Below are 20806 nucleotides of genomic sequence, written 5' to 3'. Positions count from 1 at the left end.
CATTTTTCATCCTGCCGCCCCTTCGTTCTGTCGCAGGGAAAATCGATCAGACGCGGTGAGAGGCCTCGCTGGCCTGACGGAAACGACGTCGAATCAAATCGCTCAGCGAAACAGCCACCAGCCGATCAGAAGCAGCGCGCCGACGAGGGCCACGGGGCCGGCCCAGCGTGACAGGAACTGCACGCCGGCTTCGGCCAGATGATGGGGGAAAAGCCAGATTCTGGGGCCATCTGCATCCTCGCCATGATGCGGGACGGGATCATGCCGTGGCGCCGGCCGGGCGCTGTCGTGTCCGGCATTGCGATCCTGCGGTGGCGGAAACAGATCGACCATCATCATTCCCGATGCGATGCGAGGATAGCGACCGCAGATCACGATAACCTGCGGCCGGGCAAAGATAAACCATTATCCCTGCCCGGCCGCGTTCGGTTCAATAGCGGAAACGCGCCGATGCATAGACGGTGCGTCCCGGTTCGGGAAAACCATCCGTCAGCGTGTAATAGTCATCGAACAGATTGCGGCCGCCAATGCTGAGGTCGATCTGGTCGGTCAGCGCCAGATCGACGCGCAGGCTGGCATTCACATAGGCGCCGGTGCGGTCATAGCGGGCGGGCTGCGACGCCGGGGTTGCGGTGAACAGGGTCCAGCGGTTCGATGCCAGATCGACGCTCGGGACGATATGCAACCGTTCGACAGGCGCCCAGTCGATGTAGGCAAAGCCCTTGTGCGTGGGAACGCCGGTGGGACGGAAGCGCGCGTTGGACGGATCGGTCAGATCGCGCTTGATGCCGGTATAGTTGATGCCCGCGTCCAGCCCCGGCAGCAGCGTCGCCGACGCCGACAGTTCGATGCCATAATATTCACCCTTGCCGACATTGCGGCTCTGGCTGAGGTTGGTGAGGGCGCAGCCCGTGGTCGGCACGGCGGGCGGTGTGGTCGATGCGGTGCAGGGATAGGCCGGCGTCGGCACGCTGAAGATGGCGTCCCGCACCCAACTGTAGAAGAGCGCGCCTTCCAGCCGGATGGATCCCTGGCTCCAGCTTCCGCCGATCTCCGCATTGGTCGCCCGTTCGGCCTTCAGGTCGGGGTTGGGGATGGCGGTGTTGAAGCGCTGGCTGAACCGTTCAAAGATGGTCGGGAAGCGGGCACGCGATGACAGGCTGGCGTGGAACGACAGCGCATCGCTGGCCTGCCAGTCGAACCGGCCCTGCGCGTTCCAGGTGTCGGCGTCCCTGCGCGGGTAGTTGTAGATGACCGATGGCGTGCCCGACGTGCCGAGCGGGGCGCCATATTCCTCGGCTCGTTCCAGGTTGCGCCAGTCATAGCTGCCACCCAGGGTGAAACGGAGCGTCGGGCTCAGCGCCAGTTCATTTTCCAGCGCGATGGAATAGGTGGCCTCGCTTTGGGTCTGTTTCGGCTCCGTGGTGGCGACGCCGGCCGTCGAAAAGCTGGTCTGGAACTCGACATGCTCATCATGGCGATAATGGAAGGCGAGGCGCAGCGTGTCCGCATCGGTCGCACTGAAATCGAGCTGGGCCGATCCGCCCCAGGCCTTGTCCTCATAGGGGCTGTCAAAGGCATAGGGCCGGCTCTGCGTGGTCTGCGTTCGGTCGTTGAAGGAACGGAGCATCGAATCGAACTGGTTATAATAGGCGCGGGTCTTGAGCGTCGCCCGGTCACCCAGCGCCGTGGTCGACAGGAAATAGACGCTGGTGATGTCCCAGGACGGCCAGTCCCAGAAACGGGCCGTGGTGACCGTGTCGCTGATGTGGAGCGGCGCGCCCTTCGATCCTTCCTGATAGGTATAGCTCAGCGCATATTCGTCCGTGGCATTGGGGGTGAAACCGATCTTGGCATTGACCCGCCAGTCTTCCGCCCGTGAAAAGTCGCGCGCGCCGCCATCTTCCAGCGTTGGCACGCGCGGCGTGAAGCCATTGGGCAGATCCCAATGATCGGTAAAGCTGTGGGCATAGCTGGCCTGCGCATACCAGAGGTCGTGCCGGGTGCCGACCTTGGCCGACGTGGTATAGTCGGCATAGTCCATGTCATTGTCGAAGCTGACCTGTCCGCGCAGGTCGATGTCGAGCGCCTTGGTCGGCTTGCTGGTCACCAGGTTGATGGCGCCGCCCATGGCGCCGGGGCCGTCAAGCACAGAGGCATAGCCCTTGGCCACCTGGACCTCGGCAATGTCGGTGGTCAGGAAGCGGCCATAATCGAGCCGGTTGTCGGCGGGCAGATAGACACGGATGCCATCGATCGAGAGTGGCACCTGGAACCGGTCGAACCCGCGCACGAAGACCAGCCGCTCGTTGCGGGTGCCGCCGCTGTTGCCGGCGGAGACGCCGGGCATGAGGTTGACCGCATCGTCGAGCGAGGTGCGGTTGAAACTGTAGATGGCGTTGGAGGACAGGGTGCTGCCGTCAATCTCGATCCCGCTGGTGCGGGGGGCGGTGACGATGATCTGGCCGAGCGAAAAGCGATCGCTGTCGCCGGTCGCGTCGGGCGCGCCCTGCGCCGCTGCCGTCGCGGTCCAGCAGCAGGCGCTGGCGAGCAAAATGCGCATCATGGTCTGTCGCATGAAAATCCCCCTATTCTTGGTCGTTCGACTCGCTATATCCCGCCGTATATAGTTTTGCCTTCGGGAGGGAAGCCCGTGCGTCAGCCACTGTTCCTGCTGTTTCCGGCCCTGTGCGCGGCCTTGGTGCCGGCATCGGCCTTCGCGCAAATGTCGGGCATGCCGGCCTGCACTGCCCCGGCCGATCCGCCGGCGGAGATGGCATCCTGGCGCGCGCCGCAGCCGATGAAGGCGGCGGCGGATGCCAAGGGAGCCGGCAAGGTCAAGCTGAAAGCCGGGCAGGCCGTGGCGTTGACCCTGCTGCCGACGCCCAGGATCAGCTATCCGCTTCGCCCGGCCAAGCCCGGCGGCAGTGTCAGCTTCGGTGGCATCGTCCATTTCACCGTCGATCAGCCCGGCACCTGGCGAGTGGCGCTGAGCAGTGGAGCCTGGGTCGATGTGGTGAAGGACGGCACGGCCGCGACCTCGACCGCGCATGGCCATGGCCCCGATTGCACCGGCATCCGCAAGATGGTCGATTACCGCCTGGAACCGGGCGACTATATCCTCCAACTCGCAGCCAATGGCGATCCGAAGATGACGGTGCTGGTGACCCGTCTGCCGTGAAATCGGCGCGCTGGCCGCTATTGCTCGCGACGCTGCTGCTGATCGGGGCAGGGCGGCCGTGGCATTGGAGCTTGCCCCTGGGCGAAGCACCGCCCCCGGTCCCGGTCGGCAACGCAATGAGCGCGGCGAAGGTCGACCTTGGCCGCCGCCTTTTCTATGATGCCGACCTGTCGGCCAATGGCACGTTGAGCTGTGCTGGATGCCATGAGCAGCATCGTGGCTTTGCCGACGGCAATCGCACGCGGCCCGGCGTCCATGGCGATCCGGGGCTGCGCAATGTGCCGGGCCTGGCCAATGTCGCCTGGTTGCCGCGCCTCACCATGGCCGATCCGGCGATCACCAGCCTGGAGACGCAGGTCGCCGTGCCGCTGCTGGGCGAGCATCCCATCGAAATGGGGATGAAGGGGCTGGAGGCGGAACTCCCGCGTCGGTTGGGCGCCGATGCCTGCTATCGTCGGATGTTCGCGCGCGCTTTCCCGGACCGTCGCGGCCGGATCGACATCGCAACGGTGTCGGCGGCGCTGGCGGCGTTCGAACGCACGCTGATTTCGCGCGACAGCCCTTATGATCGCGATCGACGGGGGCAGGCCGGTGCCCTGTCGATGTCGGCCCGGCAGGGTATGCAACTGTTCGCGGACAAGGGCTGCGCGTCATGCCATGCGGGGCGGGATTTCAGTGACGGCGCCTATCATCGGCTGGAACCGGCGACGGCCGCCGATCCGGGGTTGGCGGAAAAGACGGGGCTGACCAGTGATGCCGGGCGTTTTCGCACGCCCCCGCTCCGCAATGTCGCGGTGACCGGTCCCTGGTGGCATGATGGGTCCGCGCAAACGCTGGACGCGGCGATCCTGCGCCATGGCCAGAAACTGACCGACGCCGAACGGATCGCGATCACGGCTTTCCTCGACAGCCTGACCGATCAGGCGTTCCTCACCGATCCACGCTTCGCCATGCCGGCTGAAGCCTGCGGCAAGAAACTATGAAAGAGGGGCGGGCAGGGGGATCGGCCGCAGCAGGGTGTCAAGCTGGCCCTGTGCCCGTCCTTCCGTCGCGGTGAGCGCGGCCCCTTCCAGCGCGCGATAGGCGGCCAGCACGGCCCGCCCGGCCTCCGTCACCCGCGCGCCACGATCACGGCCGCCGCCAGCCACCGTCTCGACCAGCCGGTCGTTCCAGCAGCGGTTCATCGTGTCGACCAACAGCCAACTGCGCCGATAACTCATGCCCAGCGCCCGCCCGGCCGCCGATATCGAGCCGTGCAGCGCGATCGCATCGAGCAGATCGGCCTTGCCCGGTCCCATGGCGATCTCATCCCCGCAAAGGATCTGGATCTTGAGCTTGAGCGTTCCGGTCTGCATGGCCCTGCCTGATTGCGTGCGATTTGTTCCTCTTAGCCCGTTGTCGCAGGTTCAGCGAGGGGGTGGCATGAGCCGCATTTACTACCGCCTTGGAATTGCCGAAATCCTGTGGGACAGGCGCAATGGTCGCCGAAAAACATAGATAGCCGGATAGAGAGACATGCCCCAGCCTTCCGCCCCGATCCAGACCGCGCGCCTGCGCCAGCCGATCGGCCTGTTGATCGGAACGGCATTGGGGGCTGCATTGCTGACGCCGGGCCTTGCGGCCGAGCCTGCCCCGTTCGAGCTGACCGGGCCGGACATCAAGGTCAGCGTGACCCGCGGCACGTCCAGCTTGCCGATCAGCCAGGTGCCGAGCCTGCGGGCGGGCGACAAGCTGCTGATCGAGCCGAACCTGCCCAAGGAACAGGGCGCCAATTTCGTGCTGATGTCGGCCTTCCTGCGGGGCGCGACCAACCCGCCGCCCAAGGACTGGATCGACAGCGCGGAAACCTGGAAGAAGAAGGACAAGGATCGCCGCCTCGCCCTGACCGTGCCGGACGGCGCGCGACAGATGGTGCTGTTCCTGGTGCCCGAGACCGGTGGTGGCGAGGGGACGGTCAGCGATGCGGTGCGGGGAAAACCCGGCGAGTTCGTGCGGGCAACCCAGGAACTCAATCAGGCGTCGCTTGATCGCTCGCGGCTGGATGCCTTCATGACGGCGATCCGGACGCAGGAAAACAGCCATCCCGAATTTTTGCGCAGCGTTGCCCCGGCGCTGGCGCGCAGCCTGTCGATGAAGCTCAACGAGGATTGCCTGTCCAAGGTGATCGAGCTTCAGGCGGCATGCCTGCTGGAGAATAAGGACCAGCTGGTCATGGCCGACGTCCATAGCAGCTCCATAGCTGAGACGCTGAGCGGCACGCCGACCGACCTGGCCCTGCAACTCGCCTCCACGCGTGAAGCGGGCTATGGCTATTACAGCCCCTATATCGGCGTAGTGCGCGATCTGGCCCGGATGTTCGGGGCCTTCAGCAGCCCCAGCTTCGAATATCTGCCGACCGTCAGCCTGCGCCGCGACGACAATATCGGGCTGATGCTGAACAAGGCGCCGTCCTTCGCCAAGCCCAAGTCGGTGATGGTGGTCGGCATGCCCTCGATCGAGGCGGACAGCCCGCCGCGCCTTCGCAGCGGTGCGCAGGCACCGATCTGCGCGGCATTGCCCGGCACGGTGCTGCCGGTCGAGGGAGCGCCGCTCATTTATTCGACCAGCTATGCGCGCGGCATGACGGTGCAGTTGAAGGCGGCGTCGGGCCAGACGATCGAATATCCGCTGGAGGCACGGGCCGATCGCGGCGGCTATGTGATCCGCGCCGATGGTCCCTGGCCGGCCGACTTCAGGGGATCGATCGAGGCTCATGTCTATGGGCAATGGGGGTTCGATCGGTTCGAAGGGCCCGATTACATCCTGCAGCGGCCCGATGACGCGGCCTGGCAGGTGAAGGGCGAGGCGCCGACGCTGGTCGTCGGCCGCGACAATGGCCTGACGCTGACGGGCGGTGCGCCTTCTTGCGTCGAAAGTGTCACCCTGCGCCAGGGCAATGCAGCGCCCCAGGCGATCGGCTGGAAGGTGCAGGGCCGCGATGCGCTGGACCTGACCCTGCCGCTTGCTGATCGGCGCGCCGGACCTGTCACTGTCGATGTCAAATATCAGGGCGTCGCCAAGCCATTCTCCATGGCGCTGCGCGCCTATGCCCAGGCGAGCAAGCTGGACGGGCTGACCGTGCATCAGGGCGATGCCTGGGGCGAACTGACGGGGCAACGGCTCGATCAGGTGGCGAGCGTCGACCTTGGCGGGCGTAGCTGGAAACCCGATGGCCTGACCCGCGACGGTTCGGTCGATCGGCTCCGTCTGACGGCCGCGGGCGATGGGACTGTGCCCGCCGAAGGCGCCAGCGCCCGCGTGCAGCTGGAGGATGGGCGCATCGTATCCGTGCCGGTCACGATCGCCCCCGCGCGGCCCCGTGTGACCCTGCTCAACAAGAGCGTCACGCCAGCTGCGGCAACGGGTCTGCCGGTGACGCTGGGTGGATCGGACGTGCTGCCCAATAATGGCCGCCTGGTCTTTTCCGTGCAGGCGCAGGACGGCACCAAATTGGCCATGACCGATGCGATCGAGGTGGCGACGCAGGATGGCGGGGCCAGTGTCCGGCTGACGGCCGGTTCCGGCCTGCAACTGCAAGGCCCGCAGGTGATGGTGGCGACCCTTGATCCGGCGGCGCTCGGCCCCGCCTTTGGCCCGCTGCAATTCCGCATCGTGCGGGGCCGCGAACAGGGGGATTGGCAGCCGCTGATGCCGCTTGCCCGCCTGCCGCGGATCGAGGCGGTGGATTGCGCGGGCAAGGAGCAGAAGGATCAGGGCTGCACCATCAAGGGACGCGACCTGTTCCTGGTCGATGCCGTCGCCGGCAATCCCGCTTTCGATCAGCCCGCCCCGGTGGCGCAGGGCTTCACCGGATCGACCCTGACGGTCCCGGCGCCGACCGACGGCAAGCTCTATGTCCGCCTGCGCGACGCGCAGGGCGCGATGCTGGTGGTGCAGGCGCCATCGCCCGCCGCCTGATCGCCTTCCCGATCAAGGCTGGCCGCGCTAGGTTGACAGAATAGAATGATTTCGAGGCCCGAATGACCGTCATTGCCGCCTATCTCTATCGCAACGGCCAGAGCGTGCGCGAAGTGTCGATCAATGAACGGATCGATTGCGCCGAGGACAAGTCGGAATTCGTCTGGATCGGCGTCGCCAGCCCGACGGCCGAGGAAATGCGGACGCTGCAGCAGAATTACAATCTCCACCCGCTGGCGGTGGAGGATGCGATCAAGGCGGACCAGCTGCCCAAGGTCGACATCTATGGCGAGCAACTGTTCGTCGTCGCCCGCACCGCCCATGTCGAGGAGAAGACGATCGCCTATGGCGAGACAGCGATCTTCGTCGGCCACAGCCATATCATCAGCGTCCGCCATGGCTCGGCGCGTGGGCATATCGAGCTGCGTCACGCGCTGGAGGCGGTGCCGGACCGACTGGCCCATGGCGTCGATTATGTGCTGCACGCCATCCTGGACTTCATCGTCGACGGCTATCTGCCGATCGTCGAGGGGATCGAGGAGGAAGTGCTGACGATGGAGCAGCACACGGTCGACAATTTCCTCGGCCGCGACGAGATCACCCGCATCTTCAACCTGCGGCGCCAGTTGATCCGTTTCCAGCGCATATTGGGGCCGATGCAGGAGGTCGCGACCAAGTTCGTCAAGATCGACCTGCCCTGCATCGACCCGGAAACCCGACCTTATTTCAGCGATGTGCGCGACCATGTGCGGCGGGTACAGACTATGGTCGACGATCTGCGCGAGGTGCTGAATTCCGTCTTCGAGTTCAGCAATTTGCTGGAACAGCAGCGCACCGGCACGATCACCCGTCAGCTGGCCGCCTGGGCCGCGATCCTGGCGGTGCCGACCGCAATCGCCGGCATCTACGGCATGAATTTCGAGCATATGCCCGAGCTCAAGACCCGCTACGGCTATTTCGTCGTGTTGGCGGTGATCCTGCTGATCTGTTCGATCCTCTATCGGCGGTTCCGCAAGCTCAACTGGCTCTGAGCGCATCGCCCCGCCGAAATGGGGCGGCGGTCGCTTGACCTATTCGGACAGGCGGTGCCAGCCTGTCCAAATGGGAGGTCCGGCGATGGATGAGGCGCGCGACGCGTTCGAGGCGATCAATGCCCATATGCTGCGGTTTCTGCCGGAACTCGTCGCGGAACTGGGCGGGGAGGCGCCGGACAGCAGCGGTGCGTCGCCCAGCTATCGCCAGACCATCGCGCTGATCGAGGAGGCCGCGCATCGGCTTGGCTGTCCGGATTTCGGCATGCGCCTTGCCCTGCGGCAGCGTGGCGTCGACCTGTTCGGGCCGCTGGGCGACGCGATGCGCAACGCGCCGACGTTTGGCGCGGCGATCGATTATGTGTGCAGCCATAATTATGCGCACAGTCTGGCTGCGGCGGTGTGGCTGCGGCGCTTTCCTTCCGTCCGCCATGTCTTCGTCGGGCACGACATATTGCTCGACGGCGTGCCCAACCGGGCGCAGGCGATGGAGCATATCCTGTTGGTCGGCCATCTCTTCGCGATGGAACTGACCGGCGGGCGGGCACGGGCGCGGCGGGTGCATTTCCGCCATCAGCCGATCTCGCCGGCGCGCATCTATCGCCGCTATTTCGGATGCCCGGTCCATTTCGGCCAGAATGAAGACGGGATCAGCTTTTCCGAGCGCGACATGGCAAGCCCGGTGATCGACCGGGACGCTGCGGTCTTTGCCGCGGTCACCGCCTATATCGAACGCGAATTTTCCCATCGCCACCCGCCGCTGCATGCGCAGGTGCGCGGCATCGTCATGCAATGGCTGTGGACCGCCCATTGCTCGAACGATTGGGTCGCGGCCGAACTGGGGCTGCACCCGCGCACGCTGCACCGCCGGCTGGCAACGGAGGGCACGAGCTTCCAGAAGATCAAGGACGAGGTGCGGCGCGACATATTGCGCTATTATCTGGAGCAGACCGACATCGACTTCGCCCATGTGTCGGAGAAGCTGGGCTTTTCCGAACAGTCGGTGATGACGCGCAGCTGCAATCACTGGTTCGGGGCGTCGCCGACGCGGTTGCGGGCGCGGTTGCACGCGCCCGCCTGACCCTTCAGCCCGCAATCGAGGTGCGGTGCATCATCCGCCCGGAATCGCGGGCATAGGGCACCACCCGGTGCAGCGCGCCGGTATTGCTCCAGATCACGAAGTCGCCCGCCTGCCACTGATGCTGATAGACGAAATCGGGCTGGGTCGCCCATTCGTTGAGCCGGGCGATATAGGCGCGGCCATAGGCCAGCTCCATGCCGACGATCCGGTCGGCGGTCGACCCGACGATCAGGCTCTTGCGGCCATTCTTGTGGGTCTGGACCAGCGGTCGTTCCTTCTCGACGCCGATCGCCAGCTTGCCCTTTTCCGCTTCGGGAATGGCGTCGGCGATCGAGCGCAGGCTGGCGGCGACGCTGTGGATGATGCGCAGATCCTCGATCTCGGCGCGCTGCGCTTCCGGCATCTGTTCATAGGCGGCGAAGCTGTTGGCGAATTCAGTCTGGCCACCCTTGGGCGCCAGGCGTCGGGCCGAGAGCAGCGTCGCGAGCGGCGGCGGCATCTCCATCGGCATGCCGTCCATGTGCCAGAAGAAGGTGCCCAGCACATATTCCGGCGCGCGGTTGATCTTGCGATCCAGCGTCACCTGATAGACGTCCTCGTCCTTGTTGGTCGTCGCTTCGCTGGTGAGGTTCAGGCGCCCGCCGAGCAGGTCGGTAAAGGCCAGTTGCTCCTCATTGGTGAAATGGACCTGCGGCATGACCAGCACGGTCCGTTCCTCCAGCATGTCGCGGCACTGGGTGACCACCTCGGGATCGAACAGCGCCTCCCGATCGGCCTCGACCACCGCGCCGATCAGCAGCTTGACCGGGCGGAAGGTGACGCGGCTCTTGTGAATGACGTTCATGATCCTGCTCCTTCGATCTCAACCTTGTTCGGCGGCCATGCCGGAAAAGCCGATGCAATAGCCGCCATCGACCGGCAGCAAGGTGCCGGTGATGTAGGATGCCTCGTCACTGGCGAGGAATAACGCCGCATTGGCGATCTCGCTGGCGAGGCCCCACCGGTCCATCGGGATGCCGGGCACGCGGAAGATGCCGGGCGGCGGTTCGGGATGATCCTTGGCCATCGGCACCAGTCCGGTCCAGATCGATCCAGGCAGCACGGCGTTCACGCGGATATTGTGCGCGGCATAATCGAGCGCGGCGCATTTGGTCATCTGGCTGACCCCGCCCTTGGCGGCGGCATAGACGCCATGGCCTTTCCACCCGACCATGCCGGTGGCCGATCCGATATTGACGATCGCGCCGCCGCCGCTTTCCAGCATGGCGATCACGCCATATTTCATGCCCAGGAACACGCCCTTCAGATTGACGGCATGGACCCGGTCCCAATTGTCGCTGCTCTGTTCGTGCAACGGCATGATGCCGCCGCCGAAACCGGCATTATTGACCAGGATGTTGACCCGGCCAAAGGCGTCGCAGGCAGCGGCGATCATCGCCTGGACATCCGCTTCCTCGGCCACGTCGACATGCAGGCCGACGGCGCCGTTGCCGATGGCGGCGGCGACCTCATCCTGCGCGCCGCTGATGTCGGCGCACAGCACCCGCGCGCCTTCCTGCGCGAAACGTTCGGCCATGGCCTTGCCCATGCCCGATCCCGCGCCGGTGATGACCGCGCTCTTGCCCGCCAGCCTCATGGCATCGGCTCCGTGTCGATGGTCGGCTGGATCAGGATGCGGCTGACATTGGCGCGGCGCGGCAGGCTGACGGCGAGCAGGATGCCGGCGACGATATCGTCCGGCGCCATTGCCCCGTCCTTGTGGGTGTGCTGCTGGATCATGTCGCGCCATTGCGGGTCGGAAATGGAGCTGGCGATCTCGGTCGCGGTGGCGCCCGGTTCGATGATCGAGACGCGGATACCGGCCTGGCCGCCTTCCTGCCGAAGGCTTTCGGTGAAGCCGGTGAGGCCGAACTTGCTGGTCGAATAGGCGGCAAAGCGCCAACCCGATCGGCGGCCGGCGGTCGAGGAGATGTTGACGATGTCGCCGCTGCCCTGTGCCTTCATCACCGGGAAGGCGGCGCGGCAGGCATGGATGGTGCCCATCAGGTTGATGTCGATCACCCGCTGCCACTGGGCGCTGGTCAGGCTTTCGATCCCGCCCGCCTCGTTGACGCCGGCGGAGTTGACGAGGATGTCGAGCCGGCCGAACCGCGCCATCGTGTCGGCAACGACGGCCGCTGCATCTGCCTCGACCGAGACGTCGCCGGGCAGGGCGAGCGCCGTGCCGCCCGCCGCTTCGATCCGCGCGACTAGCGCGTCGAGCCGGTCGCGACGCCGTCCGTTGACAGCGACATTGACACCCTCAAGCGCCAACGCAAACGCCGCCGCCTCGCCAATGCCCGAGGATGCGCCGGTGACCAGCGCGACCTTGTTTTCCAGTGCTGTCATGACCTCTCCTTGCCCCGCAGGCCTGTGTCGGGCCGCGATGCTGAACAGGTTATTAGCAGGGGTGGGGCAGGGGACGCGATGCCGGTAATGGCGATAGCGCTGGGGCGATCATTTGGCTTCGAGCTGGTCCAGCATGGCCTCGATCATCGCCAGAGCCTGGTCATGGCCTTCGGTGAGGCCAAGCGCGGTCTCGCTGACCAGCATGCGGGCGAGCGAGGCGGCGATCATCACCAGGCCGCCGGCCTGACCCGCCCGATCGGCCGGTAGCAGCGCCGCGACGGCCTGCGCCTGATGCGCGCGGAACGCCTGGGCGGCGGTGACGATCTCGGCCCGCACCGCCTCGCGATGATGGGCGATGGCGCTGAGTTCTGCGGCGAGGGCCGCGGTCGAGGGATCGCGCATCATCTCCCACATGGCACGCAGCGGGCGGGGCGCGGCCATTGCGTCGGCGAACCGGGTCATGCGGCGCTCGTTGATCCGCTGCACCACGGCGCGGAGCAGATCGTCCATGGTGCGGAAATAATAATAGAGAAGCTGGGTCTTCAGGCCCGCCTGCTGCGCCACCTGCCGCGCGGAAATGCCATGTTCGCCGACCTCTGTCAGGATCGTTTCGGCCGCGTCGATGAAGCGGGCGCGGTTCTGCGATCCTTCGGCGCCAAGTCTGCGAGCGGTAGCCATATCGTCCTTTCCGTCCTTCTCCGCCTTCGCTTCTGGGCAATTTTGCGATGCGCGGCAATGGCCGCGCGCCTGTCCATTTTGGTCAAGTCGCCGTGTCGGGGCGTCGCTAGCCTTGGCGCCAAACAAGCCCATTTGCGGAGAGACGATCCATGACCAGCCCGACGCTCGATTGTTCGGATATCGACAATTATCTGGGCAAGCCGATCCAGCCCGCGCGGATGGTCGAACCGATCAACAATGGCGATATCCGCCGCTGGGTGCAGGCGATGCACTATCCCAACCGGCTCCATTATGATGCGGGCTATGCCGCGCAGAGCCGCTGGGGCGGCATGGTGGCGCCACAGAGTTTTGCCGTGACTATGGACTGCGCCCATGGCTCCGCGCCGTCCTGCATCGGCCGGGTGCCCAATTCGCACATGCTGTTTGGTGGCGACGAATGGTGGTTCTACGGGCCGCGCATGGTGGCGGGCGAACGCATCCTCAATGAGCGCATCCCGTTCGACTATACCGTCAAGGACACGAAATTTGCGGGGCCAACCTGTTTCCAGCGCGGCGATAATTTCTATTATAACCAGCAGGGCGACCTGATCGCCAAGCAGCGTTCCACCTCGATCCGCTACAGCCAGGAAGCGGGCAAGGACAATGTCCCGACCGAGGGCTTTGACGATCCGGTCTGGACCGACGACCAACTGGAGGAACTGGAAGCGCGCAAGATGCAGTGGATCCAGATGCTCCACGATCTGGGCCATGACCGGCGCTGGTGGGATGATGTGACGGTCGGCGCGGCGCTGCCAGAACGGGTGGTCGGCCCGCATTCGATCGTGTCCTTCGCGACCGAATGGCGGTCCTATATCTTCACCCAATGGGGCGGCACCCACCGGCGCACCGACCTCGACATGGAGGCGCTGGGTTTCGTCAAGGAAATGGCGGGGCATGAGAATGACCCGGTGATGGAGGCGATCAATCCGGAATTCACCGACGGCGCCTATGTCGGCCCGTCGCGTGGCCATCTCTTCCCGCGCTGGGCCCGGTTCATCGGCATGCCGCGCGGCTATGGCTATGGTGCGTCGATGGGGGCGTGGATCACCGATTATTTCGCGGGCTGGGCGGGGGAGTGGGGGATGATCCGCCATTCCGCCTGCAATTATCGCAGCCCGGCGCTGACGGGCGACATCACCATCACCACTGGCACGATCCTCGACAAGTTCGTCGACGAGGATGGCCGGCACATGGTGCAGGTCGATTGCCGCATGGCCAATCAGGCCGGTGCCGTGCTGGCCACGGCCAAGGCGGAAATCGAACTGCCCAAGCGGCCGGCCTGATCCGTCTGGTCAAGCGCGCCGCGCTGTGGAATAGCGCGGCGATGGATTTAGACGATCAGTTTCGCCATTATTTCGGCACCGACGACCTTGCCAGCGTACCGCCGGAGGGCATGGCGGCCGGGATCGAGCGCATGCAGGTGGCCTTCGGGCTGGAGGCCGACCGCCCCCGGCGCTTTGCCCTGTGGACGTTGCTCTACATGCTGGGCGCGGCACCGGACCTGGATGTCGCCTTCGAGGATGAAGCCGATCGCAATGCCGCGCGCGACGTGATGGACATGCTGGACGAATAGGCCGCAGGCGCGATGGGAAAAGGCATCACCAGCGCCGGCAGGAAGGAACGCGCGTCGGCGCGCGGCGCGATATTGGCCGCGACCGAGAGGCTGATGGTCGAGGAAGGCTATGCCGCCGTCACCACCCGGCGCGTGGCCAAGATCGTCGGCGTGACGCCGGCGCTGGTCCATTATCATTTCGCGACGACCGATGACCTGCTGCTGGAGTTGTTCCGCAGCCTGTCGGCCCGGTTCAAGGAAGAACTGGCGAACCGGCTGGATACGCCCGATCCGCTGCGCGCGCTGTGGCGGCTCAATTCCGATCCGGATGGCAGTGCGATCGTGCTGGAGTTCATGGCTCTGTCCAACCATCGCAAGGCGATCCGGCAGGAAATCGCCGCCTTTGTCGAGGAATTGCGCGATATCCAGACGCGGGCGATCGGCGCGGCCGATGGCGCGGGGCTGTCGCCAGTGGGGCTTTCCGTGCTGGCGGCGGGCATGGCCCGGTCGATCGTGATGGAACAGAGCCTGGGCGTGACGCTGGGCCATGACGAGGCGCTGGCCATGGTGGAGGCGCTGATGCGCCACGCCACCGGCAAGGATGCCGACGAACACACCGCCTAGCCGGTCAGCCGGCGCGATGATGCGCGCCGGCCTTATCCTTATTTCTTGGCCGGGATCTTGTTGAGATCGGCCTGCACCTTGGCAAGCGCGGCGTCGGTCAGCGTGTCGGCAGCATATTGCTGCACGCCCTTCAGCGTCATCGAACGCGCCATGTCGATCTGCGGATTGGCGGTGAAGCCGGGCAGATTCTTGTCGAGAACGGCCTTGGTCGCGGGATTGTCGAGCAATGTGCCGATGTCGGTCGTCTCGACGCTATAGGCCGGGGCAGGCGCGGCGGCAGGGGCCTGCGCCATGGCGATGTGCGGCGTGGTCGCAGCGAAGATCAGGCTGGTGGCGATCAGGGCAGTTTTCATCGGCATCCTCTCAAGGCAACAAATCTGGTCCCGACGTCCGGTGGCCGTGAGACGATCTGTATCATAAGCGGGGCCGAGCAGGCAGGGAACCGGGGCGCAATCCAACCGCCCCGGCGATGTTTGGTTCAGTAGCTGCCGCCGATCCAGCTGCGCACGACGGCGCCCTGGGCATCCAGTTGCAGCAGGTCGGCGCGCAGGCCCGGCGCGATGCGGCCGGTTTCGGCGGCAAGGCCCAGGAAGGCGGCCGGGGCCGCCGATGCCATGGCGATGGCGCGTTCGATTGGGACGTCCAGCATGGCGACGCTGTTGTGGACGGCGGTGATCATGTCGAGATTGGAGCCGGCGAGCGTGCCGGCATCATCGGTGCAGGCGCCATTGCGGACCAGGATATGGCGGCCCTGGAGGATGAACTCGTCCGCGTCGGAGCCGACCGAGGGCATGGCGTCGGTGACCAGCATCAGCTTGTCGCATGGCTTGCACCGCAGCGCGATCTTGAGCGCGGTGGCGCTGACATGATGGCCATCGACGATGATGCCGCAGGTCACGCTATCCTGCTCCAGCGCTGCGCCGACGATGCCGGGCTTGCGCGACCCCAGTGGCGACATCGCATTGTAGAGATGGGTGACGCCCGACAGGCCAGCCTCGACCGCACCGATCATATCCTCATAGCGGCCATTGCTGTGTCCCGCCGCGACGATCACGCCGCGCTCCACCAGCTGGCGCACCATGTCGGGCGAGGTCCGTTCGGGCGCCAGCGTGACCAGGGTGCGGCCGCGCTTGAGCGAAGACAGCACTTCCAGCCCCTCGGCATCGAGCGGCCGGATCTTGTCGCCGTCGTGAATGCCCTTGCGCTCGATATTGAGATAGGGGCCTTCGATATGGATGCCGAGCACGCCCGGCACGCCGGCCTCGATCGCGGCGTCGACGGCGGCGACTGCCTGGCGGATGACGGCCAGATCGTCGCTGATCAGCGTCGGCAGGAAGCCGGTCGTGCCGAAACGCCGATGGGCGGCGCCGATCGCGGCGATGCCTTCGACCGTCGGGGCATCATTGAACAGCACGCCGCCGCCGCCATTGACCTGCGTATCGATGAAGCCGGGCACCAGCCGGTCGCCGCCGAGGTCGCGCCGCGCGACATCGGCCGGGATATCGGCGTCGGGCAGGATCGCGGCAATGCGATCGCCTTCGATCAGCAGCGCCTTGCCGGCATGGAAGTGGCCGTCGATCAGGATCGACCCGTTGACCAGAGCGTGACGCATCAGAGGGTCTCCGTCACCTTGGCAAGGTGCGGGGGCTGATCCGGGTTGAAGCCGCGCCGGACCGACAGCGCATTGACCGCGCGGTAGAAGGCGTGGACCTGAAGCATCGGCTCGATCGCCGAATGGGCGGCGGGCACCGGCAGGTGGATGGCGCCATCGACCGGCTCCCCGGCGATCAGCACCTGGCCGCCGCGCGCGACAACCTCGCGCACCAGTTCATCGACGCTTTCGGCGGTCTCGTCCGCCTGGCGGAAGACCAGCAGCGGGAAATCGGGGCCGACCAGCGCCATCGGGCCATGCTTGACCTCGGCCGCGCTGAACGCTTCGGCGTGGAGGCCACTGGTTTCCTTGAATTTGAGCGCGGCTTCCTGCGCGATGCCAAAGCCGATGCCGCGGCCGATGACGTAAAGGCCGCGCGCGGTGGCGAGCTGTTCGACGAGCGGCGTCCAGTCGCAGGCCCAGGCCTGGGCAAGCAGGGCAGGGGCAGTCTCCAGCGCCGCCAGCAATTCTGCATCCTCGCTCCAATGGGCGGCAAGGTTCAGCAGGCTGGCGATCGATGCGATATAGGATTTTGTGGCGGCGACGCTGCGTTCCGGCCCGGCATGGAGCGGCAGCAGCGTATCGACCTGGCCGGCGAGCGGCGAGTCGGCGACATTGACCATCGCGACGGTCCTTGCGCCTGCGCTTTTGGCCGCATCGACCGTGGCCAGGATGTCGGGGCTCTTGCCCGACTGCGAGATGGCGATGGCCAGCATGTCGGCGAGTGCCGGAGCCGTGCCATAGACCGAGGCGATCGAGGGCGCGGCCGACGTGGTCAGCAGGCCCAGGCGCGTTTCGAACAGATATTTGGCGAAGGTCGCCGCATGGTCGGAGCTGCCGCGGGCACAGGTGACGATGCCGCGCGGCGGATTGGCGCGCAGGCTGGCGGCCAGCGTCTTGACCGTTTCGGCGTTGGCGGCGAACTGGCGGGCGATGACGGCGCCGGCCTCTGCGGCCTCGGCGAACATCAGGGTATCTTGCGGATTGAGCATCGTATCAGGCATCTTTTCGGTCAGGCGCGCATGTCGAGTTCGGCAACGAAGTCATAGGCATCGCCCCTGTACCAGCTTTGCGTCGCTTCGATGACGCGGCCATCGTCCAGGAAACCGCGCCGTTCGATGTAGAGGCCGGGCGCCCCAGCCTCGATCCCCAGAAGCTTGGCCTGCTCGGCGTTGAACAGGACGGCGCGCAGGCGCTGGAGGGCACGGACCGGACGGTTGCCGGCGGCTTCCAGGGCGGCATAGAGCGAGGCGCCGACGACATCGACACCGTCGAGGCCGAAGCCGGGAATGGTCGAATATTCGAGCGCCATCGCGACATCGTCGGCATAGCGGATGCGGTTGAAGCGGTAGACGGCCGCGCCGGGGCTGAGGCCCAGCGTCAGCGCGTCGTCGGGCGTGACCGCGCCGACGCTGCGGCCGAGCCACTCGCTGCGCACGGTGCGGCCGCGTGCCGCCATATCCTCGGAAAAGGAGGAAAGCTTGGCGAACTGCTTTTCGACCCGGTTGGCGACGAAGGTGCCGGCGCCCTGCTTGCGCACCAGCAGTCCTTCCTCGACCAGGGAATCCAGCGCCTTGCGCAGGGTGATGCGGGACACCGAGAGTTCCGATGCCAGGTCGCGTTCGGGCGGCAGCGCCTCATTGGGTTTTAGGCGCTGGGTGCGCAGCGCTTCGCGCAGCGCGTCTTCGAGCCGGCGATAGAGCGGGCCACCGCCCAGCGCGTCGAGCGGTCCAATCTGTTCGGCAAGCAGCGGCATCTCGTCTCCACCAGCATCTGTGTTGCCTGCACACTAAGACCAATTAAATACCATATGCCAGTGAAAAATTTCAAACGCCGTCACAATTTTGAAAATATCCCTCTTGACGGCGATATGACTTCGGCGGATGGTCTGCTTATTGGTATGCAGTTGGTCCGCCCAATTGGTGCCATGCATCAAATATAAATAAGGGGTGAGATATGGGGATTCGGACTTTTCTGGTCGGTACCGCCAGCGCCATCGCGCTGTTTTCCGGTGCCGCGCATGCGCAGGGAAGCGATGCTTCCGCGCCGGACGCCGATGCAAATGCCAGCGATATCGTCGTCACCGGCTATCGTGCCTCGCTCGCCAAGGCGATCGACGTCAAGCGTAACGCTGACGCGATCGTCGACAGCATTTCCGCCGAAGATGTCGGCAAATTTCCCAATACCAATGTCGCCGAAGCGCTGACGCTGGTGCCCGGCGTCACCGTCGACCGCCAGTTCGGCCAGGGCGAAAAAGTGTCGATCCTGGGCACCGATCCGGCGCTCAACCGTACCCTGCTGGACGGCCAGACGGTGGCATCGGCCGACTGGTTCATCCTCGACTCGCCGGGCCGCACCTTCAACTATGCGCTGCTCGCGCCGCAGCTGGTCGGCCGGGTCGATGTCTACAAGTCGCCGGAACCGCGCATTGACGAAGGTTCGATCGGCGGCACGGTCAATGTCGTGACCCGCAAGCCGCTGGAGCTGAAGCCCTTCACCATGGCGGGCCAGCTTGGCTATCTCTACAATGATCGCTCGAAGAAGGGTGACATCCAGGGATCGGCGCTGGTCAGCTGGCATAATGAGGAAGGCACGTTCGGCATCCTCGCCTCCTTCCAGCGCGCCAAGGACCGGCTGCGCCGCGACGGCGTCGAAACCTATGGCACGATGAAGGCCGACCAGTGGGCCGGCGGTAATGCCGACAATCCGGTGGACTCGCGCGACAATGGCTGCGTTGGCGAATGCGCCACCACGCTCAGCAACAATCTTGATGCGATCAGCCCCAACGCCTTTGGCACCTCCTATTTCGAACAGGGCCGCGAGCGCCTGACCTATTCGGCCACCGCCCAGTGGAAGCCGGTCGATGAACTGACGCTGGAGGCGAGCTGGCTCAAGATCGACGCCACCTACAACAACCTAAACCAGTCCATGTATGCCTTCCAGGGCAATACCTGGAACAGCCTGGGCGCGCTGACCGGGCTGGAAGTCAATAACGGCATCGTCACCAGCGCGACCTTCAAGAATGCGCTGTCGGTGCTGGACGTCCAGTATCGCGAGGCGGAAATGAAGTCCGACACCTATCGCGGCAAGGCGAGTTGGGACGGTGGCACCTGGGATCTGACGGTCGAAGGCGGCCTGTCGGACGCGGACGGCGGCACCAAACGCCAGGTCTTCCTCGAATTCCTGAACTGGGCGGATTACACCGTGAACATTGGCGATGCGCCCAAATCGCCGGGTTCGCTGACCTATGCCACCGACGTTCAGGGTAACCCCAATGCCTTCGCCACCGATCCGGGCTGGAGCGGCAACACCGTCACCAAGCCGACCAGCGACAAGGAGCGTTACGGCCAGGCCGACCTCGGTTTCGATTTCGACGGTGCTTTGAAGCGCATCCAGATCGGCTATAAATATCGCCATCACGAGACCGGCCAGCAATATGCGGGCATCGCGCTCAATGGCCTGGGCGTCGCGGCGGCGCAGTTCGATCCCAAGACGGTCGCGGGCAATTATCTGCGCGGCTTCAGCGGTGTGAACGACCAGATGACCGACCGCTTCATCATCAGCGGTCCGTCGATGGTCGACTATCTGGAAGGGCAGACGCTGCCGACGCCGTCGATCTTCGCGGCGGCGGAATTTACCGCCGGCAACTGGAACATCCAGGAAGATATCAACGCGGTCTATGCCCAGGCCAATTTCGATACCGGCACGCTGCGCGGCAATTTCGGCGTGCGCTATGTGAACACCAAGACCGACAGCGCTGGCTATGTCTGCAACGCTGGCGCGCCCTGCAACAGCGCGGCGGACTGGACCTGGCAGACCACCAAGCGCAGCTATGACAACTGGCTGCCCAGCGCCAACATCGCCTGGACCGCGCAGCAGGATCTGATCCTGCGCTTCTCCGCCGCCAAGGTGATGTCGCGTCCCAACTATGCCGACATGACCAATTATTTCTGGCTGTCGGACACGGTCCTCACCGGCGGTGGCGGCAACCCGAACCTGAAGCCCTATACGTCGGGCAATCTCAACGCCTCGGTCGAATGGTATTTCAAGCAGGGATCGATCCTGTCGGCGGAAGTCTTCTACAAGGATATCAGCAATTATATCCTGCAGAAGACAGCGCCCGAGAGCTATTTCAACCAGTCTCAGGGCCGGGTGACGACCTATCAGATCAGCCGTCCCTATAATGCCGGTTCGGCCGAGGTGAAGGGCTTTGCCGTCGCCTATCAGCAGAACCTGCCCTATGGCTTCGGCATATTGGCCAACTACACCTATTCCGACGGTTCGGGTGAAGGCGGCCAGGCGCTGCCCTATAATTCCAAGCATCAGGCCAGCGTCAGCCCCTTCTTCGAAAGTGGCCCGGTCGCGCTGCGCGCCACTTACACCTGGCGGTCGAAATATTTCACCGGCATCGACCGTGGCGACAATATGTTCGTGCGGGACTCCGACAATCTGGACGTGTCGGCGACCTATAATGTCACGCCGCAGATCGGCATCACCCTGTCGGGCATGAACCTGACCGACGCGGAATATTATGCCTATGCCAATACCACGGCACTGCCGCGCGGCGTCTATCGCTCGGGCCGCAAGTTCCTGGCGACGGTGAACTTCAACTATTGATTGCCTC

General features: G+C 65.0%; 20 protein-coding genes. 9 read left to right on the top strand and 11 right to left on the bottom strand.

The window, feature by feature from the left end:
- Nucleotides 1-102: 102 nt before the first annotated feature.
- Entirely contained in the window at nucleotides 103-339 is a 237-nt protein-coding gene (locus ACI6S0_RS08870; protein ID WP_434405573.1) for a hypothetical protein, read from the bottom strand.
- 91 nt (nucleotides 340-430) lie between these two features.
- Nucleotides 431-2578 carry a TonB-dependent receptor plug domain-containing protein gene (locus ACI6S0_RS08865; protein ID WP_434405572.1) on the bottom strand — a complete coding sequence of 716 codons (2148 nt, stop codon included), beginning with the start codon at nucleotides 2576-2578 and terminating at the stop codon, nucleotides 431-433.
- Between the two features lie 75 nt (nucleotides 2579-2653).
- Here ACI6S0_RS08865 and ACI6S0_RS08860 point away from each other — a divergent pair, with 75 nt between their 5' ends.
- Nucleotides 2654-3181, top strand: a complete 528-nt coding sequence (locus tag ACI6S0_RS08860; RefSeq protein ID WP_434405571.1) for a hypothetical protein — start codon at nucleotides 2654-2656, stop codon at nucleotides 3179-3181.
- Nucleotides 3178-4164: a cytochrome-c peroxidase gene (locus ACI6S0_RS08855; protein ID WP_434405570.1), complete on the top strand. Its 987-nt coding sequence runs from the start codon at nucleotides 3178-3180 to the stop codon at nucleotides 4162-4164. The genes ACI6S0_RS08860 and ACI6S0_RS08855 overlap by 4 nt, the downstream gene beginning before the upstream one ends.
- Here the strand turns inward: ACI6S0_RS08855 and ACI6S0_RS08850 are convergent.
- Nucleotides 4159-4536 (bottom strand): winged helix-turn-helix domain-containing protein, encoded by a 378-nt coding sequence (locus tag ACI6S0_RS08850; RefSeq protein ID WP_434405569.1) that lies wholly within the window; start codon nucleotides 4534-4536, stop codon nucleotides 4159-4161. The two genes, ACI6S0_RS08855 and ACI6S0_RS08850, sit on opposite strands and share 6 nt — an antisense overlap.
- 160 nt (nucleotides 4537-4696) lie before the next feature.
- Between ACI6S0_RS08850 and ACI6S0_RS08845 the strand changes: the two genes are divergently transcribed.
- The 3 genes from ACI6S0_RS08845 to ACI6S0_RS08835 all read left to right on the top strand — a co-directional run bounded on the left by ACI6S0_RS08845 (nucleotide 4697) and on the right by ACI6S0_RS08835 (nucleotide 9250).
- Nucleotides 4697-7138: a hypothetical protein gene (locus ACI6S0_RS08845; RefSeq protein ID WP_434405568.1), complete on the top strand. Its 2442-nt coding sequence runs from the start codon at nucleotides 4697-4699 to the stop codon at nucleotides 7136-7138.
- A 62-nt stretch (nucleotides 7139-7200) separates the two neighbouring features.
- Nucleotides 7201-8169, top strand: coding sequence for a magnesium and cobalt transport protein CorA (locus tag ACI6S0_RS08840; protein WP_434405567.1), 969 nt, complete (start codon nucleotides 7201-7203; stop codon nucleotides 8167-8169).
- A gap of 85 nt (nucleotides 8170-8254) precedes the next feature.
- Nucleotides 8255-9250 carry an AraC family transcriptional regulator gene (locus ACI6S0_RS08835; protein WP_434405566.1) on the top strand — a complete coding sequence of 332 codons (996 nt, stop codon included), beginning with the start codon at nucleotides 8255-8257 and terminating at the stop codon, nucleotides 9248-9250.
- 4 nt (nucleotides 9251-9254) lie between these two features.
- On the opposite strand, the gene ACI6S0_RS08830 is transcribed toward ACI6S0_RS08835, so the two are convergent.
- The 4 genes from ACI6S0_RS08830 to ACI6S0_RS08815 form a co-directional block, all read right to left on the bottom strand.
- A complete protein-coding gene (locus tag ACI6S0_RS08830) occupies nucleotides 9255-10094 on the bottom strand; it encodes a TauD/TfdA dioxygenase family protein (RefSeq protein WP_434405565.1) in 840 nt (279 codons plus the stop codon).
- 18 nt (nucleotides 10095-10112) lie between these two features.
- Nucleotides 10113-10886: an SDR family NAD(P)-dependent oxidoreductase gene (locus tag ACI6S0_RS08825; RefSeq protein ID WP_434405564.1), complete on the bottom strand. Its 774-nt coding sequence runs from the start codon at nucleotides 10884-10886 to the stop codon at nucleotides 10113-10115.
- The gene (locus ACI6S0_RS08820) at nucleotides 10883-11638 is read right to left on the bottom strand and encodes an SDR family oxidoreductase (protein WP_434405563.1); all 756 of its coding nucleotides are present in this window, start codon (nucleotides 11636-11638) and stop codon (nucleotides 10883-10885) included. The genes ACI6S0_RS08825 and ACI6S0_RS08820 overlap by 4 nt, the downstream gene beginning before the upstream one ends.
- 108 nt (nucleotides 11639-11746) lie before the next feature.
- Entirely contained in the window at nucleotides 11747-12316 is a 570-nt protein-coding gene (locus tag ACI6S0_RS08815; protein WP_434405562.1) for a TetR/AcrR family transcriptional regulator, read from the bottom strand.
- 149 nt (nucleotides 12317-12465) lie between these two features.
- On the opposite strand from ACI6S0_RS08815, the gene ACI6S0_RS08810 reads away from it, so the two are divergent.
- The 3 genes from ACI6S0_RS08810 to ACI6S0_RS08800 are packed head-to-tail and all read left to right on the top strand — an operon-like array spanning nucleotide 12466 to nucleotide 14531.
- Nucleotides 12466-13638, top strand: a complete 1173-nt coding sequence (locus ACI6S0_RS08810; RefSeq protein ID WP_434405561.1) for an FAS1-like dehydratase domain-containing protein — start codon at nucleotides 12466-12468, stop codon at nucleotides 13636-13638.
- 41 nt (nucleotides 13639-13679) lie between these two features.
- On the top strand, nucleotides 13680-13928 hold the full coding sequence (locus ACI6S0_RS08805) for a hypothetical protein (RefSeq protein WP_434405560.1): 249 nt from the start codon (nucleotides 13680-13682) through the stop codon (nucleotides 13926-13928).
- A gap of 12 nt (nucleotides 13929-13940) precedes the next feature.
- A complete protein-coding gene (locus ACI6S0_RS08800; RefSeq protein WP_434405559.1) occupies nucleotides 13941-14531 on the top strand; it encodes a TetR/AcrR family transcriptional regulator in 591 nt (196 codons plus the stop codon).
- 38 nt (nucleotides 14532-14569) lie between these two features.
- Here ACI6S0_RS08800 and ACI6S0_RS08795 read toward each other — a convergent pair whose 3' ends face one another.
- From ACI6S0_RS08795 to ACI6S0_RS08780, 4 genes are all read right to left on the bottom strand, one after another.
- Entirely contained in the window at nucleotides 14570-14884 is a 315-nt protein-coding gene (locus ACI6S0_RS08795; RefSeq protein ID WP_037521534.1) for a hypothetical protein, read from the bottom strand.
- A 125-nt stretch (nucleotides 14885-15009) separates the two neighbouring features.
- Entirely contained in the window at nucleotides 15010-16143 is a 1134-nt protein-coding gene (nagA, locus tag ACI6S0_RS08790; RefSeq protein ID WP_434405558.1) for an N-acetylglucosamine-6-phosphate deacetylase, read from the bottom strand.
- Nucleotides 16143-17186 (bottom strand): SIS domain-containing protein, encoded by a 1044-nt coding sequence (locus ACI6S0_RS08785; RefSeq protein WP_434405557.1) that lies wholly within the window; start codon nucleotides 17184-17186, stop codon nucleotides 16143-16145. Before ACI6S0_RS08785 ends, nagA begins: the two co-directional genes overlap by 1 nt.
- Before the next feature lie 8 nt (nucleotides 17187-17194).
- A complete protein-coding gene (locus ACI6S0_RS08780; RefSeq protein ID WP_010339098.1) occupies nucleotides 17195-17938 on the bottom strand; it encodes a GntR family transcriptional regulator in 744 nt (247 codons plus the stop codon).
- A gap of 200 nt (nucleotides 17939-18138) precedes the next feature.
- Here ACI6S0_RS08780 and ACI6S0_RS08775 point away from each other — a divergent pair, with 200 nt between their 5' ends.
- Complete coding sequence (locus ACI6S0_RS08775; RefSeq protein ID WP_434405556.1) at nucleotides 18139-20799, top strand: TonB-dependent receptor; 2661 nt, start codon at nucleotides 18139-18141, stop codon at nucleotides 20797-20799.
- The last annotated feature ends 7 nt before the right edge of the window (nucleotides 20800-20806 follow it).

Origin of the sequence: Sphingobium sp. DN12 (genome assembly GCF_051058005.1) — a bacterium.
GTDB classification, from domain to species: domain Bacteria; phylum Pseudomonadota; class Alphaproteobacteria; order Sphingomonadales; family Sphingomonadaceae; genus Sphingobium; species Sphingobium yanoikuyae.
The sequence above is the reverse complement of the archived record's forward strand: the minus strand, read 5'-3'. Positions and strand labels throughout refer to the sequence as shown.

What these genes read in the sequence shown, in the direction of transcription:
- ACI6S0_RS08870 (WP_434405573.1), bottom strand. Translation starts at nt 339, where the DNA reads ATGATGATGGTCGATCTGTTTCCGCCACCGCAGGATCGCAATGCCGGA.
- ACI6S0_RS08865 (WP_434405572.1), bottom strand. Translation starts at nt 2,578, where the DNA reads ATGCGACAGACCATGATGCGCATTTTGCTCGCCAGCGCCTGCTGCTGG.
- ACI6S0_RS08850 (WP_434405569.1), bottom strand. Translation starts at nt 4,536, where the DNA reads ATGCAGACCGGAACGCTCAAGCTCAAGATCCAGATCCTTTGCGGGGAT.
- ACI6S0_RS08845 (WP_434405568.1), top strand. Translation starts at nt 4,697, where the DNA reads ATGCCCCAGCCTTCCGCCCCGATCCAGACCGCGCGCCTGCGCCAGCCG.
- ACI6S0_RS08840 (WP_434405567.1), top strand. Translation starts at nt 7,201, where the DNA reads ATGACCGTCATTGCCGCCTATCTCTATCGCAACGGCCAGAGCGTGCGC.
- ACI6S0_RS08835 (WP_434405566.1), top strand. Translation starts at nt 8,255, where the DNA reads ATGGATGAGGCGCGCGACGCGTTCGAGGCGATCAATGCCCATATGCTG.
- ACI6S0_RS08830 (WP_434405565.1), bottom strand. Translation starts at nt 10,094, where the DNA reads ATGAACGTCATTCACAAGAGCCGCGTCACCTTCCGCCCGGTCAAGCTG.
- ACI6S0_RS08825 (WP_434405564.1), bottom strand. Translation starts at nt 10,886, where the DNA reads ATGAGGCTGGCGGGCAAGAGCGCGGTCATCACCGGCGCGGGATCGGGC.
- ACI6S0_RS08820 (WP_434405563.1), bottom strand. Translation starts at nt 11,638, where the DNA reads ATGACAGCACTGGAAAACAAGGTCGCGCTGGTCACCGGCGCATCCTCG.
- ACI6S0_RS08815 (WP_434405562.1), bottom strand. Translation starts at nt 12,316, where the DNA reads ATGGCTACCGCTCGCAGACTTGGCGCCGAAGGATCGCAGAACCGCGCC.
- ACI6S0_RS08810 (WP_434405561.1), top strand. Translation starts at nt 12,466, where the DNA reads ATGACCAGCCCGACGCTCGATTGTTCGGATATCGACAATTATCTGGGC.
- ACI6S0_RS08805 (WP_434405560.1), top strand. Translation starts at nt 13,680, where the DNA reads ATGGATTTAGACGATCAGTTTCGCCATTATTTCGGCACCGACGACCTT.
- ACI6S0_RS08800 (WP_434405559.1), top strand. Translation starts at nt 13,941, where the DNA reads ATGGGAAAAGGCATCACCAGCGCCGGCAGGAAGGAACGCGCGTCGGCG.
- ACI6S0_RS08795 (WP_037521534.1), bottom strand. Translation starts at nt 14,884, where the DNA reads ATGAAAACTGCCCTGATCGCCACCAGCCTGATCTTCGCTGCGACCACG.
- nagA (WP_434405558.1), bottom strand. Translation starts at nt 16,143, where the DNA reads ATGCGTCACGCTCTGGTCAACGGGTCGATCCTGATCGACGGCCACTTC.
- ACI6S0_RS08785 (WP_434405557.1), bottom strand. Translation starts at nt 17,186, where the DNA reads ATGCCTGATACGATGCTCAATCCGCAAGATACCCTGATGTTCGCCGAG.
- ACI6S0_RS08780 (WP_010339098.1), bottom strand. Translation starts at nt 17,938, where the DNA reads ATGCCGCTGCTTGCCGAACAGATTGGACCGCTCGACGCGCTGGGCGGT.
- ACI6S0_RS08775 (WP_434405556.1), top strand. Translation starts at nt 18,139, where the DNA reads ATGGGGATTCGGACTTTTCTGGTCGGTACCGCCAGCGCCATCGCGCTG.